This window comes from Vibrio sp. OPT46 (assembly GCF_015163535.1).
In the GTDB taxonomy this organism is placed as follows: domain Bacteria; phylum Pseudomonadota; class Gammaproteobacteria; order Enterobacterales; family Vibrionaceae; genus Vibrio; species Vibrio alginolyticus.
In genome coordinates this window covers 27,576-44,564 of sequence record NZ_JADDYG010000532.1, presented here as the reverse complement: position 1 = coordinate 44,564, position 16,989 = coordinate 27,576, and the positions used below count along the sequence as shown (strand labels likewise).

General features: G+C 45.9%; 16 protein-coding genes. 13 read left to right on the top strand and 3 right to left on the bottom strand.

The features are described from left to right. The 6 genes from mutL to hflC all read left to right on the top strand — a co-directional run. On the top strand, positions 1-1,542 hold a 1,542-nt coding region (gene mutL / locus IQR33_RS22120), incomplete at its 5' end, for a DNA mismatch repair endonuclease MutL (RefSeq protein ID WP_193844043.1). Continuing rightward, on the top strand, positions 1,539-2,471 hold the full coding sequence (miaA, locus tag IQR33_RS22115) for a tRNA (adenosine(37)-N6)-dimethylallyltransferase MiaA (RefSeq protein ID WP_005395375.1): 933 nt from the start codon (positions 1,539-1,541) through the stop codon (positions 2,469-2,471). The genes mutL and miaA, both read left to right, overlap by 4 nt. Before the next feature lie 194 nt (positions 2,472-2,665). Continuing rightward, positions 2,666-2,929, top strand: coding sequence for an RNA chaperone Hfq (gene hfq / locus IQR33_RS22110; protein WP_005381379.1), 264 nt, complete (start codon positions 2,666-2,668; stop codon positions 2,927-2,929). 38 nt (positions 2,930-2,967) lie between these two features. Next, entirely contained in the window at positions 2,968-4,257 is a 1,290-nt protein-coding gene (hflX, locus tag IQR33_RS22105) for a ribosome rescue GTPase HflX (protein ID WP_005381380.1), read from the top strand. 45 nt (positions 4,258-4,302) lie between these two features. Then, a complete protein-coding gene (gene hflK / locus IQR33_RS22100) occupies positions 4,303-5,508 on the top strand; it encodes an FtsH protease activity modulator HflK (protein ID WP_005381381.1) in 1,206 nt (401 codons plus the stop codon). 2 nt (positions 5,509-5,510) lie between these two features. Further along, positions 5,511-6,491 (top strand): protease modulator HflC, encoded by a 981-nt coding sequence (gene hflC / locus IQR33_RS22095; protein WP_005381382.1) that lies wholly within the window; start codon positions 5,511-5,513, stop codon positions 6,489-6,491. A 63-nt stretch (positions 6,492-6,554) separates the two neighbouring features. Here the strand turns inward: hflC and IQR33_RS22090 are convergent, their stop codons facing one another. Then, the gene (locus tag IQR33_RS22090; protein ID WP_005381383.1) at positions 6,555-6,740 is read right to left on the bottom strand and encodes a DUF2065 domain-containing protein; all 186 of its coding nucleotides are present in this window, start codon (positions 6,738-6,740) and stop codon (positions 6,555-6,557) included. Positions 6,741-6,912: 172 nt separating this feature from the next. Between IQR33_RS22090 and IQR33_RS22085 the strand changes: the two genes are divergently transcribed. Together IQR33_RS22085 and motX are read left to right on the top strand one after the other, a co-directional pair. Next, positions 6,913-8,229 carry an adenylosuccinate synthase gene (locus tag IQR33_RS22085; RefSeq protein WP_005381385.1) on the top strand — a complete coding sequence of 439 codons (1,317 nt, stop codon included), beginning with the start codon at positions 6,913-6,915 and terminating at the stop codon, positions 8,227-8,229. Positions 8,230-8,445: 216 nt separating this feature from the next. Continuing rightward, positions 8,446-9,081 carry a flagellar protein MotX gene (gene motX, locus IQR33_RS22080; protein ID WP_193837595.1) on the top strand — a complete coding sequence of 212 codons (636 nt, stop codon included), beginning with the start codon at positions 8,446-8,448 and terminating at the stop codon, positions 9,079-9,081. A gap of 80 nt (positions 9,082-9,161) precedes the next feature. On the opposite strand, the gene hmpA is transcribed toward motX, so the two are convergent. After that, positions 9,162-10,346 carry an NO-inducible flavohemoprotein gene (hmpA, locus tag IQR33_RS22075; protein ID WP_054866584.1) on the bottom strand — a complete coding sequence of 395 codons (1,185 nt, stop codon included), beginning with the start codon at positions 10,344-10,346 and terminating at the stop codon, positions 9,162-9,164. A gap of 157 nt (positions 10,347-10,503) precedes the next feature. Here hmpA and nsrR point away from each other — a divergent pair, with 157 nt between their 5' ends. The 5 genes from nsrR (at position 10,504) to trpS (ending at position 16,309) form a co-directional block, all read left to right on the top strand. Continuing rightward, positions 10,504-10,929, top strand: a complete 426-nt coding sequence (nsrR, locus tag IQR33_RS22070; protein WP_005381392.1) for a nitric oxide-sensing transcriptional repressor NsrR — start codon at positions 10,504-10,506, stop codon at positions 10,927-10,929. A 115-nt stretch (positions 10,930-11,044) separates the two neighbouring features. Next, positions 11,045-13,552, top strand: a complete 2,508-nt coding sequence (gene rnr, locus IQR33_RS22065; protein ID WP_193837596.1) for a ribonuclease R — start codon at positions 11,045-11,047, stop codon at positions 13,550-13,552. 83 nt (positions 13,553-13,635) lie between these two features. Continuing rightward, positions 13,636-14,379, top strand: coding sequence for a 23S rRNA (guanosine(2251)-2'-O)-methyltransferase RlmB (rlmB, locus tag IQR33_RS22060; RefSeq protein ID WP_047103967.1), 744 nt, complete (start codon positions 13,636-13,638; stop codon positions 14,377-14,379). 110 nt (positions 14,380-14,489) lie between these two features. Continuing rightward, positions 14,490-15,176: a phosphoglycolate phosphatase gene (locus tag IQR33_RS22055; protein WP_005382834.1), complete on the top strand. Its 687-nt coding sequence runs from the start codon at positions 14,490-14,492 to the stop codon at positions 15,174-15,176. 116 nt (positions 15,177-15,292) lie between these two features. After that, entirely contained in the window at positions 15,293-16,309 is a 1,017-nt protein-coding gene (trpS, locus tag IQR33_RS22050; protein ID WP_042523630.1) for a tryptophan--tRNA ligase, read from the top strand. A 57-nt stretch (positions 16,310-16,366) separates the two neighbouring features. On the opposite strand, the gene IQR33_RS22045 is transcribed toward trpS, so the two are convergent. Beyond that, positions 16,367-16,741: a hypothetical protein gene (locus IQR33_RS22045; protein ID WP_042523632.1), complete on the bottom strand. Its 375-nt coding sequence runs from the start codon at positions 16,739-16,741 to the stop codon at positions 16,367-16,369. Between the last annotated feature and the right edge of the window lie 248 nt (positions 16,742-16,989).

Here is a 16,989-nt window from a genome sequence, read left to right as displayed (position 1 = left end):
CGCAAGTTTCTTCGTACGGAGAAAACCGAATTTGCTCATATTGATGAGTTATTGAAACGCATTGCGTTAAGCCGCTTTGATGTCACCATCAATGTGCGCCACAACGGCAAGATCATTCGTCAATATCGTGCGGCGAAAAATCAGCTTCAAACCGAAAAACGTATTGCAGCTGTCTGCGGTAACGCGTTTGTGCGGCATATGCTCAGAATCGAGCTTGAGCATCAAGGGTTAAAGTTACATGGGTGGATTACCACACCAGAGGGAGCAAGGCAGCAAAGCGATTTACAATATTGCTATGTGAATGGCCGAATGATGCGTGACAAATTAATCAATCACGCGATTCGTCAAAGCTATGAAATGAGCTTAAAGCCAGATCAGTTTGCTGCGTATGTGCTCTTTATTGAGCTAGATCCGCACCAAGTAGATGTGAATGTTCACCCTGCTAAGCATGAAGTGCGTTTCCACCAAGCTCGTTTGGTGCATGATTTCATCTATCAAGCTTTGACGGATGCACTTTCACAAAGCGCCGTGATTGATAAACCACAGGTGAATGAATCGGCATTTCATCGCGTGGAACCGACTGAGTCCGAAGAGATTGAACATTCGCCAGAGCCTGAAAAAGTACAAGAGCCAGCATCTTCACCAGTACCAGAGCGGGTTTATCAAGCGATAGAGAGTACACCGGCTTATCCTGGACGCAGTGATTATGAAGTGAAGCCTCGTAATAGCGGTCCTAGTGAAACCTCCGTGCGAGAGGCGCGCGTAGTGGAGTCATTCAAACGTAATGATTGGGTGGAATCCAAACCTGCACCAAAGCCAAGTCACAGTAAAGAGCGCCACGTAGAACCAGCGCCAACTAAACAAGAAGTACGCGCTTATCACGAGCTGTTGAAAACGCCAGAGTTTGAGGCTCAGGCAGTCACTCCAATAGCGCCCCACACGATAACTTCGCACACATCAATGCCATCGATTACTGCATTAGGCAAAGCGCTGATGGTGGTCGATGAACAATTTGTTTTGATGAGCAGTGACAGTGGGGCGGCGTTAGTCTCGTTACCTAGAGCAGAATTTTATCGTGTAAAAGGCCAGCTTTCTCCAAGCGATGGTGCACTCAAGGCACAACCTCTGCTTGTTCCTCTATCTATTAAGTTAGAGGCCGAATTAGTGAGACTGGCCCAAGATTATCAACAAGATTTGGCATTGCTTGGTATTCAATTGAAAGCGAGAAACGAGCACGCCTTAATGGTGATGGGCGTCCCAGCTCCGCTGCGTCAACAAAACTTACAAAATTTAGTACCAGATCTGTTATCTTACGCGCAATCTTGTGTGAACGAAGGTATAGCAGCGGCTCAGATGCTGTCTGAGTTGATAGATTGGCTCGCATTACAGGTCACGACAGTGAAGAGTCACTATACTTTTTCTGAAGCCATTCAAATTATTGCGGAACTTGAACAGCTAAGACATGGTCAATTGCCATTAGAAGATACAAAATTCGTATCCGCTGTTGATTTCTCTGCCACGATAGCCAAATTAAAACCATGACAGATAAACTACCTTTGGCGCTATTTTTAATGGGGCCAACTGCATCAGGCAAAACTGAGCTGGCGATTCGTCTTCGTCAAAAATTTCCGGTTGAGATCATCAGTGTTGATTCTGCTTTGATCTACAAAGGGATGGATATCGGTACGGCGAAACCGGATGAAAAAGAGTTAAGTTTGGCGCCTCATCGCTTGATAGATATTTTGGATCCAAGTGAATCTTACTCTGTCGCCGACTTTCGTCGAGATGCATTGAAAGCGATGGATGATATTGTTGCAGAAGGAAAAATTCCACTTCTTGTGGGTGGAACAATGCTGTATTACAAGGCGTTACTTGAAGGTTTATCACCACTTCCTGCTGCAAATCCTGAAATTCGTCAGCAAATTGAACAAGAGGCATTGACTAAAGGTTGGTCAGTGTTGCACGATGAACTCAAAGAGGTTGATCCTGTGTCAGCCGCGAGAATCCATCCCAATGATCCCCAACGTTTATCTCGGGCATTGGAAGTTTTTCGCATTTCAGGTAAAACTTTGACTGAATTGACTCAAACGAAAGGTGAAAGCCTACCATACCGAGTCAAGCAGTTTGCAATAGCTCCCAAGGATAGGGCAGAACTTCACCGTCGGATTGAACTCCGTTTCGAGAAGATGATGGAAGCGGGCTTTGAAGAAGAAATGAAAGCGTTACATTCGCGAAAAGATCTTCACCCCGATCTTCCTTCCATACGATGCGTCGGTTACCGACAGATGTGGGAGTATTTAGATGGGGAGTGTACACGTGACGAAGCGGTATTTCGTGGCGTATGCGCGACTCGTCAATTGGCCAAGCGTCAAATCACCTGGTTACGCAGCTGGGATGATTTAACTTGGTTGGATAGCGAGAACATTGAACAGGCATTAGAAACGATGTCGGAAGCAATAGCATCTGATTGACATAGCTGTGTATAATGTGATCGTTTTTGCGTGAACGCACTCTCAAAGGATCTGTTGTTGGCGGTTTTTATACTATGCTGCTAATTACTTAGAGTGCATTTTTGATTCGTTTAGCTCAGATGCAAAAGCCGTATCTTTTGCATTGCACCACTAGCTAAATAATTACAACTACAAATTAAATAAGGAAAATAAAAATGGCTAAGGGGCAATCTCTACAAGACCCATTTCTAAACGCGCTACGTCGTGAGCGTATCCCGGTATCTATCTACCTTGTGAATGGTATTAAACTACAAGGTCAGATCGAATCATTCGATCAATTTGTGATCCTGCTGAAGAATACTGTTAACCAAATGGTGTACAAGCACGCGATCTCAACAGTTGTGCCGGCTCGTCCAGTGAGCCATCACAGCGGTGAACGTCCACAAGGTGAGCGTCCACAAGAGAAATCTGAAGATTAATTCTTCATCGAGTATTTTTAAAATAAGGAGTTGATTGCTTGTTTGACCGTTATGAATCCGGTGAGCGAGCCGTACTTGTTCATATCAACTTCACGCAAGAAGGTGAATGGGAAGATCTGGCTGAGTTCGAAATGCTGGTTTCTTCTGCTGGGGTAGAGGCGCTACAAGTGGTAACTGGTAGTCGTCAATCCCCACACCCGAAATATTATGTCGGAGAGGGTAAGGCCCAAGAGATTGCTACAGCGGTACAATCAACGGGTGCCGAAATTGTGATTTTTAATCACGCCCTCTCTCCTGCCCAAGAACGTAACCTCGAAGCACTGTGCCAATGTCGAGTTCTCGACCGCACTGGTCTTATTCTCGATATCTTTGCTCAACGAGCTCGAACACACGAAGGTAAGCTACAGGTAGAGCTGGCTCAACTTCGTCATATCTCTACTCGTTTGATTCGTGGTTGGACGCACCTTGAAAGGCAGAAAGGTGGTATCGGTTTACGTGGCCCAGGTGAAACCCAGCTGGAAACCGACCGTCGCTTATTGCGTGACAGAATCAAAGCCATCCTGCGACGCTTAGACAAAGTAGCGAAGCAGCGTGAACAAGGACGCCGCGCCCGAAATCGAGCTGAAATCCCAACGGTTTCACTTGTGGGTTACACCAACGCGGGTAAGTCGACACTCTTCAACCGTATTACAGAAGCTGGCGTGTACGCGGCTGATCAATTATTTGCTACTTTGGACCCGACTTTACGTAAGATAGAGTTAGCAGATGTTGGTCCTGCCATCTTGGCAGACACGGTTGGTTTTATTCGACATTTGCCACACGACTTGGTTGCGGCCTTCAAGGCAACCTTGCAGGAAACGCAAGAAGCTGACATTTTGTTACATGTTGTTGATGCCAGTGATGAGCGTTTTCGTGAGAATATTCAAGCTGTTCATGAAGTACTAGAAGAGATCGACGCGCATGAAGTGCCGACTCTGGTTGTCATGAACAAAATCGACAATCTAGATTCGCAGAAACCACGTATAGAACGAGACGAGGAAGGCGTACCTCGCGCAGTTTGGGTTTCAGCAATGGATGGGTTGGGCATTGATGTCCTGTTTGAGGCGCTGACGGAACGTCTGGCGTCACAAATGGTCGAGCATCAGTTGCGAATTCCTCCACAGTATCAAGGACGATTCCGTAGTACCTTCTTCCAAATGAAGTGTATTCAACGTGAGGAATATGACCAGGATGGTAACTTGTTGATCGATATTCGAATGCAGCAAGTAGATTGGTCTAGACTTGAAAAAAGAGAAGGGGCAGTTTTGACTGGCTTTATAGTCACTTAAAGGACTGCTACAGTATAACGTCATATCAAATGATGGAGCTTTCTAATGGCGTGGAATGAGCCTGGAAATAACAACGGCAACAATGGCCGCGATAATGACCCTTGGGGTAATAATAATCGTGGTGGCCAGCGTCCTGGTGGCCGAGATCAAGGTCCGCCAGATTTAGATGAAGTGTTCAACAAACTGAGTCAAAAGCTGGGCGGCAAGTTTGGTAAAAAAGGCGGCGGTGGTTCTCCAATCGGCGGCGGTGGTGGTAGTGCAATTGGCTTTGGCGTGATTGCTCTGATTGCTGTTGCAGTTTGGTTCTTCGCTGGTTTTTACACCATCGGTGAAGCAGAGCGTGGTGTTGTACTGCGTTTAGGTAAATACGATCGTATCGTAGACCCAGGTCTTAACTGGCGTCCTCGCTTTATTGATGAGTACGAAGCGGTAAACGTACAAGCGATTCGTTCACTACGTGCATCTGGTCTAATGCTGACTAAAGATGAAAACGTTGTAACAGTTGCGATGGATGTTCAGTACCGAGTGACTGACCCATACAAATACTTGTACCGTGTAACCAATGCAGACGACAGCTTGCGTCAAGCAACGGATTCTGCACTACGTGCAGTAATTGGTGACTCATTGATGGATAGCATTCTAACCAGTGGTCGTCAGCAAATTCGTCAAACTACGCAAGAAACACTGAACCAAATCATTGATAGCTATGATATGGGTCTGGTACTTGTTGATGTGAACTTCCAGTCTGCTCGTCCACCAGAGCAAGTGAAAGATGCGTTTGATGATGCAATCGCAGCACGTGAGGATGAAGAGCGTTTCATTCGTGAAGCTGAAGCATACAAGAACGAAATCTTGCCTAAGGCAACGGGTCGAGCAGAGCGTTTGAAGAAAGAAGCACAAGGTTACAATGAGCGTGTCACTAACGAGGCTCTTGGTCAGGTAGCACAGTTCGAAAAACTATTACCAGAATACCAAGCAGCGCCTGGTGTAACGCGTGATCGTCTGTACATTGACGCAATGGAAGAGGTGTACTCAAGTACTTCGAAAGTGTTGATTGACTCGGAATCAAGCGGCAATCTTCTTTACCTTCCAATCGATAAGTTGGCGGGACAAGAGGGCAAAGCAGATACCAAACGTAAATCGAAGTCATCTTCAACCTATGATCAAATTCAACTTGAGTCTGATCGTACACAAGAAGACACTTCGAACTCGCAGTCTCGTTCAACAGGTTCACGTCAAGGGAGATACTAAGAATGCGTAAGTTAATGATCCCTGTACTGGTAATCGCACTGGCATTAATGTTGATGTCTTTGTTTGTGATTCCTGAAGGTGAGCGCGGTATCGTGGTTCGATTTGGTCGTGTCTTGAAAGACAATAACGACATCACTCGAATTTACGAGCCTGGTCTGCATTTCAAGATGCCTTTGTTTGACCGTGTGAAACAACTTGATGCACGTATCCAAACAATGGATGGTCGTGCAGACCGTTTCGTAACGTCTGAGAAAAAAGACGTTATCATTGATACCTACGTGAAGTGGCGTATTGAAGATTTTGGTCGCTACTACCTCGCGACAGGCGGTGGTAACTCGCTAACAGCAGAGGCACTACTTGAGCGTAAAGTGACGGACGTGCTTCGTTCTGAAATCGGTGCTCGTGAAATCAAACAGATCGTATCTGGTCCACGTAACGATGATGTGCTACCAGAAGACGCAAGTGCCGATGTTGTCGCAACTGAAGCGGCTCGTGAGGCGCTTGAGATTGATGGTGAACGCGACCTAATCATGTCTGAAGTATTGAAAGACACGCGTGAAAGCGCAATGAAAGACTTGGGTGTTCGTGTCGTTGATTTCCGAATGAAGAAAATCAACCTGCCTGATGAAATCAGTGAGTCTATCTACCGTCGTATGCGTGCGGAGCGTGAGTCCGTTGCTCGTAAGCACCGTTCTCAAGGTCGTGAAAAAGCGGAAGTTATTCGTGCTCAAGCAGAACTAGAAGTAGCAACTATTCTAGCTGAAGCTGATAAAACTGCGCGTGTGACACGAGGTGAGGCGGATGCTGAAGCTGCGAAGATTTATGCTGAAGCATACAACAAAGACCCTGAGTTCTTTAGCTTCCTACGTTCGCTACGTGCGTATGAGAAGTCCTTCAGCTCTAAGAGCGATATTCTGGTGCTTGATCCGAAGAGTGAGTTCTTCCAATACATGAACCAGTCGAAGGGCAGCATGGAGAAATAATCTCCGCGTCTCATTGAAATAAAAGGCTCCTTAGGGAGCCTTTTTTGTATCTGATGCTAAGTGCTAGCTCATCATGATGGCGATGACGGCTCCAGCAACTACTAGGCAGCCACCGATGCGTCGTAGCTGATTGTTGGGTTGTTCACTTAATTGAGCCACCATATTCCGCCAACCGTTAGGAGCAATCAGTGGCCCAATGCCTTCCACGATCAACACGAGCCCAATCGCCAACCATATGGATTCAGACATAGCGCTTTCCAGTCGAATAGAGAAAGCTAAATACTATCAGTGATATGCTGATTTCAAAATGAACAAAGCGGCAAGATGACATTCTGGTAGCAACTCTGTGAACAAAAAATGACTGCAAGAAGCGTGATTCGGTGCTAGAATCCATTTTTAACTAGCAATCAGACTTGGAAAGATGGGAAATAACGTAGTCGTTCTAGGCACCCAATGGGGTGACGAAGGTAAAGGTAAAATCGTAGACCTTTTAACTGAAGATGCAAAATACGTGGTACGCTACCAAGGCGGTCACAACGCAGGTCACACTCTCGTAATTGACGGTGAAAAAACCGTTCTTCACTTAATTCCATCAGGTATCCTTCGCGATAACGTAAAATGTGTTATCGGTAACGGTGTTGTACTATCACCTGAAGCTCTACTTAAAGAAATGAAGCCTCTTGAAGAGCGCGGTATTCCAGTACGCGAGCGTCTTTTCATTTCTGAAGCATGTCCGCTAATTCTTCCTTACCACGTTGCAATGGACCAAGCTCGCGAAATCGCTCGCGGTAAAAAAGCTATCGGTACTACTGGTCGTGGTATCGGTCCAGCATACGAAGATAAAGTTGCTCGTCGCGGTCTACGCGTTGGCGACCTATTCGATATGGCGACTTTCGCAGAGAAGCTAAAAGAAGTCATGGAGTTCCATAACTTCCAACTAGTTAACTTCTACAAAGCGGAGCCAGTAAGCTACGAAGAAGTACTTGAGCAAGCGAAAGGCTACGCTGAGCTACTAACTTCAATGGTTATCGACGTAACTGACGAACTAGACGCAGCACGTAAGCGCGGCGACAAGATCATGTTCGAAGGTGCACAAGGTACACTACTTGATATCGACCACGGTACTTACCCGTACGTAACGTCTTCTAACACGACTGCTGGTGGTGTTGCTGCAGGTTCTGGTTTTGGTCCTCGTCACATCGGTTACATCTTGGGTATCGCAAAAGCGTACTGTACTCGCGTTGGTGCTGGTCCATTCCCGACTGAACTATACGACGGTTTAGATAAGCAAGATCCAATTGGTAAGCACTTAGGTGAAGTTGGCCACGAGTTCGGTGCGACAACTGGTCGTCTACGTCGTACAGGTTGGTTCGATGCTGTTGCTATGCGTCGTGCAATCCAAATCAACTCTGTATCTGGTTTCTGTCTAACTAAACTAGACGTACTAGATGGTCTAGAAGAGCTAAAAATCTGTACTGGTTACAAGATGGAAGATGGCTCTGTGCTAGAAGTTTCTCCGATGGCTGCTGAAGCATTCGAAAAAGCAACGCCAATCTACGAAACAATGCCTGGTTGGTCTGAGAACACATTTGGTGCTAAGTCACTAGATGCTCTACCACAAGCCGCTCTTGACTACATCAAGCGTATTGAAGAGCTAACTGGCGTTCCAGTAGACATCATCTCTACAGGTCCTGACCGTAACGAAACTATCATCAAAGTTCACCCATTCGAAGCTTAATTGATAGCCGTTAAAGATTGCAAAAGCCGACCTTCTGGTCGGCTTTTTTGTATCTGAACAAAAACAGCGTGACTCTCATATGGCAAGCTTTTGCCGCTGAGCCTAAATCAGAGGCAAAAATTGTCTAAAGCTTAGCTGTTTTTTGCCGATAAGGTTATCAAGCAGAGGAGATCCTTCACCGATCTTTGGTTTCTTAGATACCTTAAGGGTACGTTTATGAAGTTACGAACAGTGGCTGCTTCACTGTTGTTGAGCTTGGTTGCTACCACAGTGAAAGCCAATGTTGCTGATGTGGGGGCACCAGTTCCGATCTATACCGAAGCAGAGCTGATAAAGCTTATTGAGCAAAATAAGCACTTACAACGTGTGCGCGCTGATAACTGCCAGCTGGTGGAGGATATCGTAGCTCGTGCGACTCGAATTAACTTACCCGCTTATGAATTTCTGTACGGAGATATGTTGGCTTGGGGGGTGTGTGTCGAGCAAGATGTCGAACTGGGTCTTTACTACATCGAAAATGCAGCGCATCAGGGGTTACCAGCTGCACTAGAGCAGATTGGCCGATACTATTCGCGTGGCACTTTAGTACAGCAAGATAAAGAACGTGCAATTCCATATTTGCGAGAAGCTGCGTCAATGGGAAACCTAAACGCGCGTATTCATCTGGCCGAGTTGCTTTTACGTGATTATGGCAGTCCACTCGATTACGAAGATGCGTATCGTTGGTTATATAACTCTGTCACAGCAGATAAGCGGCAGCATAAGCGCATAACTGTATTGAGAAACGGCCTTGAACAGCGCATGCCACAAAACGTTATTGCTCGAGCTAAACGGCGAGACACCTTTTGGTAACACTTCAATATTGCAAACAACTTCATACAACAAAGCCCACGTCACGTGGGCTTTGTTGTTTTCCCGATAGCTGATAGCGCTTAAACCACTTTGTGTGGACCGAAGCATTCGTAATGGAATTGCTCTTCTGGTACGCCAAGTTCTAATAGCTGTTTCGCTACGTGCTGCATAAATCCTACAGGACCACAGAAGTACACCTGCACGTTATCTTGCTTTAATGCAGCTTCAATTTCATACAGATTGACAAAGCCCGTGAAGTGGAAGTCTTCACCTAGCTTGTCTTCTGCCGTTGGTTGGTTATACCAAACGAGCGCGTTCATATTTTCTTTTTCTGCAACGAGTTGGTTTACGTGTTGCTTGAAAGCATGCTGTTGGCCATTTTCTGTTGCATGAACCCAAGTTACAGGTGCTTGATGTTCTGAGAGACTTTCTAGCATTGACAGCGTTGGAGTAAGTCCCACACCAGCAGAAATTAGAACAACGGGTGTTTGTGGTTCGGCATCCATAAAGAAATCACCGGCAGGGGCCGCAAGCTGCACTTTTTCGCCAATGTTCAGGCTATCGTGCAGGTAGTTCGACACTTTTCCGCCTTCTTCACGTTTTACTGAGATACGGTAGGTGTTCTCTTGGACCGCAGAAGACAGGCTATATTGGCGAATTTCTTGGTTTTCTAACTGGTCACTGTTGATGTAGATGCCAAGGTATTGTCCCGGTTTATACGGCGCCACTTTTTGGCCATCGGTTGGCTTGAACACAAAGCTGCAAATGTGCTCGATCTCAATCTTTTTATCGACTAATTCAAATTCGCGTAGACCGCGCCAGCCGCCTTCCAAAGCTTCATTTTGTTGGTAAATTTGTTCTTCGCGCTGAATAAATACATTCGCAAGTACGCCGTAAGCCTCAGCCCAAGCATCCAACACTTCTTGACCTGGATTAAAAAGCTCATCGATTGTCGCAAGTAAATGCTTACCAACGATTTGGTACTGATCTTCTGTGATCAAAAAGCTCGTGTGCTTATGCGCAATTTTCTCTACTGCGCCAAGCAGAGCTGGCAAATTTTCAATATTGGCAGCATAGGCACAGATAGCGTTGAATAATGCTTCACGCTGATCGCCGTTACGCTGGTTACTCATGTTAAAAATATCTTTCAACTCAGGGTTATGAGTAAACATACGCTCGTAAAAGTGCGCGGTCAGTTTTGGTCCTGTTTCGGCGATGAGTGGTGCGGTCGCTTTGACGATCTCGATAGTTTGATTGCTGAGCATAAGGGCTTCCTACTTTAAGTTGTATTTATAATGCATGTTTAAGGTTGTATCTCAAATGTATCTTTCGATCAAGAAAAGATTTACACTTTTATCGATAGCTCAAGTTTGGGGTTTTAGCATCACCAGCGGGTTATTGAGTCGCACTTTGGGAGAGAATATGCAGTTAACTAGTTTCACTGATTATGCGTTGAGAACCTTAATTTTCTTGGCTTCGTTGCCGGAAGATGAGTTAACCAGCATTACCGAAGTGACGGATTTATTTGGTGTGTCGCGCAACCATATGGTTAAAGTTATCAATCGGTTAGGGCAGTTGGGTTATGTCCATACCGTGCGCGGAAAAAACGGTGGTATCCGGCTGATGAAGCCAGCGTCTGAAATCACAGTCGGTGGTGTTGTGCGCGATTTAGAGCCGTTAGATTTAGTCAACTGTGGTGTGGATTTTTGCCATATTACCCCTGCTTGCCGCCTCAAAGATAAATTGGCGAAAGCAAAAAGTGCCTTTCTGGCGGAGTTGGATGACTGCACGATTGAATCCTTGCTCAGTGACAATTCTGAACTTTTGATCTTGCTGGCTCGTCCTTAACTCATTTGCATGCCTAGAGTCGATCTCGATCATTCTTTTTTCAAAGCAATTCTGTAGCTTATCGAGAGACTCAGATATACTAGCCATATACCTTCCTTGCTAGATAGGCGTGCCTATGTCAGACAATATTCCAAACGATCCTTTTGCAGATCGTGAATCCAAAAATTACGAAAATCCAATTCCAAGCCGAGAGTTTATCATCGAGTTTCTAGAGCAAGCGGGCGTTCCAATGAATCGTAACGACTTGTTTGAGGCACTAAAGCTTGAGGGCGAAGAGCAATACGAAGGGTTGCGTCGTCGGCTACGTGCGATGGAGCGAGATGGCCAACTGGTGTTTACCCGTCGTCAGTGCTATGCATTGCCTGAAAAACTTGAAATGGTGAAAGGTTACGTGATTGGTCATCGTGATGGCCATGGTTGGGTACGTCCAGAAGGCAGCGTCGGCAAGGATGATGATATTCTGTTACCGCACCATCAGATGAAGAACATCATCCACGGTGATTTTGTCTTAGTGCAACCGACAGACAACAGCAAGCGCGGCCGCCGTGAAGGACGTTTGGTGCGTGTGCTAGAGGAGCGCAATGATCAAATCGTTGGTCGTTTCTTCCTTGAATATGGATACTCCTATGTTGTCCCAGATGACTCGCGTATCAGCCAAGATATCCTGATCCCAAATGAGCACAAAGCGGGTGCACGCATGGGTAACGTAGTCGTAATTGAAATTACTGATCGTGGCTCACGCTCACGCGGCATGATGGGTAAAGTGGTTGAAGTCCTTGGTGAAAACATGGCACCAGGTATGGAAACACAAATTGCGATTCGTACACACCAAATCCCTCACGAATGGCCAGAAGCCGTCGATAAACAAATCGAAAACTTAGGCGAAGAAGTACCAGAAGAAGCGAAAGTTGGTCGTGTGGATCTACGTGATTTGCCACTAGTGACCATTGACGGCGAAGACGCACGAGACTTTGATGATGCCGTTTACTGTGAAAAGAACAAAGAAGGTGGTTGGCGTTTATGGGTAGCGATTGCTGACGTCAGTTACTACGTTCGTCCTGACTCTGCGTTGGACAAAGAAGCGATCAATCGTGGTAACTCAGTATATTTCCCTTCGCAAGTTGTGCCAATGTTGCCAGAAGTACTGTCGAACGGTCTATGTTCGCTTAACCCGCAAGTAGATCGCTTGTGTATGGTGTGCGAAATGACCATTTCCGATACAGGTAAGCTGTCTGGTTACAAGCATTACGAGGCGGTGATGAACTCGCACGCTCGTCTCACATATAGCAAAGTGAGCGCGATTCTAGAAGGGGATGAAGAACTACGTGAGCGCTACCAGCCGCTTGTTTCTCATCTAGAAGAGTTGCACAAGATGTACAAAGTGCTGAAAGAAGCACGAGATCAACGCGGTGCAATCGAATTTGAAACCGTTGAAACCAAATTTATTTTCAATGCGGAACGTAAAATCGAAAGCATTGAGCCAGTAATTCGTAATGACGCGCATAAGATCATCGAAGAATGTATGATTTTAGCCAACATTGCTTCGGCATCGCTGGTAGAAAAAGCGAAAGAGCCCGCGCTTTATCGTATCCACGAATCTCCAGGTGAATTACGCCTGCAAGGTTTCCGTGACTTCTTAAGTGAACTTGGTCTTGAGCTAAAAGGTGGTTTAGAGCCTTCACCAACGGACTATGCTGATCTCGCACGTCAAATCTCCGGGCGTCAAGATCAAGAGTTGATTCAGACCATGCTGCTACGCTCAATGAAGCAAGCGGTATACAACGCAGATAACGCGGGGCACTTTGGGTTGGCATTGAAACGCTATGCGCACTTTACGTCGCCAATTCGTCGTTACCCTGACTTGTTACTTCACCGTGCAATCAAGTATCTGATTGCTAAAGAAGAAGGTCGTAATCAAGATCGCTGGACACCAACAGGTGGCTATCATTACTCGTTTGACGACATGGATTTTTACGGCGAACAATGTTCGATGACAGAGCGCCGTGCTGATGATGCAACACGTGATGTTGCGGATTGGCTGAAGTGTGAATATATGCAAGACCACGTCGGTGACGAACTAGACGGTGTTATCGCTAATGTCACTAGCTTTGGCTTCTTTGTACGTTTAACGGATTTGCACATCGATGGTTTGGTACATATTTCTACCCTTGCGAACGACTACTATCAATTTGACCCGATTGGTCAACGACTTATTGGTGAAAGTTTCGGTAACATCTACCGCTTAGGTGATGCAGTAAAAGTAAAAGTACTGGCTGTTAACCTCGATGACAAGCAAATTGACTTTGAATTGGTCGAAACAAGTCGTAAGCTACGCGGCGAAGGTAAGACTGCGAAGAAACGCGCAGCGGAAGCAAAACGCAAAGCGAAAGATAAAAAACGCGCTGCGACTCGCTCTTCATCGAAAGAAGGTGGCGCGGCTCGTGCAATTCCTGCGATAGAGCCAACTAAACGCCCAGAAGAAACGGGCGCAACGAGTAAGCGTAATGGCCCAAAACGTGGTGACGCCCAAGGCAACGAGAAGCCTAAAGTGAAAAAAGCACGTAAAAAGAAGCCGCACAGTAAGCCGAAGAAAACCAAGCGCACTAAAAAAGAAGCGCACTAAAAAAGAAGCGCAGTAGGTTGAAGCGCCAACTTAGTTCAAACTCGGTTGGCGCAGGCAATACGACCAGAACAACAGGTTAAACAATGAGTAACGAATTTATCTACGGCATTCACGCAGTGAAGGCGGTATTGGAGCGCGAACCAGAGCGTTTTATCGAGGCGTACGTTTTAAAAGGTCGTCAAGATGATCGCCTAATGCCAATCCTAAATGATCTTCAGGTTTGTGGTGTTTCTATTCAGCAGATGACACGTAAAACCTTGGATGACAAAGCACGCGGTGCAAATCACCAAGGCATCATCGCTCGTGTGAAACCAGCGAAGCAGCTGAATGAGAACGATATTGATGACATCCTTGCAAAGCACGAATCACCACTGCTCTTAGTGTTAGACGGCGTGACCGATCCACACAATCTTGGTGCGTGTTTACGTAACGCAGATGCGGCAGGTGCTGCGGCGATCATCGTACCGAAAGATCGTTCTGCGCCAATGAATGCGACGGTAAGTAAAGTCGCTTGTGGTGCAGCTGAAGTCGTACCATTGATCCGAGTGACTAACTTGGCTCGTACTATGCGTACATTGCAAGAGAAAGGCATCTGGTTTGTTGGTACTGCGGGTGAAGCAACGCACGACATCTACCAAGCCAAACTGACTGGACCTCTTGCTATCGTAATGGGGGCTGAAGGTGACGGTATGCGTCGTCTGACTCGTGAAACCTGCGACGATTTGATTAAGATCCCAATGGCTGGTAGCGTTTCAAGCTTGAACGTATCTGTGGCATCCGGCATCTGTTTGTTTGAGGCAGTTCGTCAGCGTATTGCTGCAAAGTAACGACGAAACAAACAGTTACTGTAGAATCAGACATAATGATAAAAACAAAGGATGGGGTGCCATCCTTTGTCGTTTTCACCGATTTATAAATAAAAATCCTCAGGGAAGTTATGACTCAACAAGACATTAAATTCATCGCCTTCGATCTAGATGGCACTTTGCTTGATAGCGTGCCAGATCTAGCTGTCGCGGCAGACCAAGCAGTACAGGCGCTTGGCTTTCCATCGGTTTCAGAAGAACAAGTTCGTGATTACGTGGGTAACGGCGCAGACGTGCTTATTGGTCGCTCATTAAGCCAAAGCCTGACCATCAACCCAGAGCTGAGTGAAGAGCTTCGTGCTAAAGCGCGTGTATTGTTTGATGATTACTACGAGCAAAGCGGTCACAAGCTAAGTCATCTTTACCCAACGGTAAAAGAGACACTAGCAGAGCTGCACAAAGCGGGCTTTGTTATGGCGTTGGTGACCAACAAACCTTCAAAGTTTGTGCCTGACGTTTTGGAAAAGCACGACATCGCAAAATACTTCGTTGATGTCCTTGGCGGTGATGCATTCCCAGAGAAAAAACCAAACCCAGTAGCATTGAACTGGCTAATGGAAAAGCACCAAATCCAACCAAGTGAAATGCTGATGGTTGGCGACTCGAAAAACGACATTCTCGCAGCAAAGAATGCAGGCTGTGCCTCATTTGGTCTGACATATGGTTACAACCACGGTGAACCTATTTCAGCATCAAATCCAGATTTCGTCGCTGACAGTTTGGCAGAATTATTGGACGTTGTAGCGGTTTCTGCATAACGGCTACAAAAGAGCTTCCAAAATACTCGTTAATGAGTACACTGAGTAAACCGTGCACCTATTACTGCACGGTTTTTTTCATTTAATTAGATTAAGAAGTCAAAGGAATCATTCTAATGAGCAAACCCATTGTATTGAGTGGTGTTCAACCTTCAGGTGAACTAAGTATCGGTAACTACTTGGGTGCTCTACGTCAATGGCAGCAGATGCAAGACGATTATGATTGCCAATATTGTGTGGTAGACCTTCACGCGATTACGGTTCGTCAGGACCCTAAAGCGCTGCATGAAGCAACTCTAGACGCACTGGCAATTTGTCTGGCAGTTGGTGTTGACCCGAAGAAGAGCACGCTATTTGTTCAGTCACATGTACCAGAGCATGCTCAATTAGGTTGGCTTCTTAACTGCTACACTCAAATGGGTGAGCTGAGCCGTATGACTCAGTTTAAAGACAAATCGGCACGTTACGCGAATGACGTAAACGTCGGCCTATTTGACTACCCGGTGTTGATGGCGGCTGACATTTTGCTTTACGGTGCACACCAAGTACCTGTAGGCAGTGACCAGAAGCAACATCTAGAATTAGCGCGCGATATCGCAACGCGTTTCAACAATATTTACTCGCCAGAGCAGCCAATCTTCCAAGTTCCAGAGCCTTACATTCCGACAGTAAATGCGCGTGTAATGAGCCTTCAAGACGCAACGAAGAAGATGTCTAAATCTGATGACAACCGTAAGAACGTTATCACGCTGCTGGAAGAGCCTAAGTCGATCCTTAAGAAGATCAACAAAGCGCAAACTGACACAGAAACGCCACCTCGTATCGCTCACGATTGGGACAACAAGGCAGGTATCTCTAACCTAATGGGTCTGTACTCTGCGGCAACAGGTATGAGCTTTGAAGAGATTGAAGCGAAATACCAAGGCGTAGAAATGTATGGCCCATTTAAGAAAGATGTTGGTGAAGCTCTAGTTACTATGCTTGAGCCTATTCAAGCTGAATACCACCGTATCCGTGCTGACCGCGCTTACATGAACGAAGTGATGAAGCAAGGCGCTGAGAAAGCATCGGCACGTGCGGCTGAAACGCTTAAGAAAGCATACGAAGCAGTAGGTTTTGTAGCTCGCCCATAGTCGGCTAAGAACAAATACGAAAAAGCTCCACTTTGGTGGAGCTTTTTTATGCCTGTATTATTGAAATGGCGTGTCTTTCATACAGCGTTCCATGTCGTAATATTCAACACGTCCTCGAGCCCCTAGAAAGGCAGACTTCACAACCATGCCTCTATCAATGAAGTAACTAAGCTGTACGCATGATATATCGTAGCTCAGTTCTTTAATTCTCGCTGGAATCCAGTAGGTTCCTGGCGTTCTTAGACGCTGAGTAAAGGTAATAACACCCTCGTCACTGACTTCTAGCTCTTCAATACCATCCAGTTCATTTTTGGCTGATTCGATGATGTCTTGATTCGCGGTAGGTTGAAGTGGCTCACTGGCGGTCAACTGACACCCCGCTATTAAGCTAAGTAGGGAGAGAGCTAGCACACTGCGTTGAATTTTTTTCATTTGTCGTTCCTGGGTTTACAGCTAATGAGATCTTATTGTCTCGCGCAGGTGTTATATCTTTTGTGTATGTTTTTGGCTAGTGAGTAATGAAAAGTTATTGAATAAATCATGAAAACTTTGAAGTATGAGGGGCCTGTAAAAGAGAGAGCGAAGCGAGTAATAGATTCTTGGGCTTGAACAGTGATACAAGTGAAAATTAAAGCATTCTAAATTAGTGACTAATTATATTTTTTATTTGTAACAGGAAT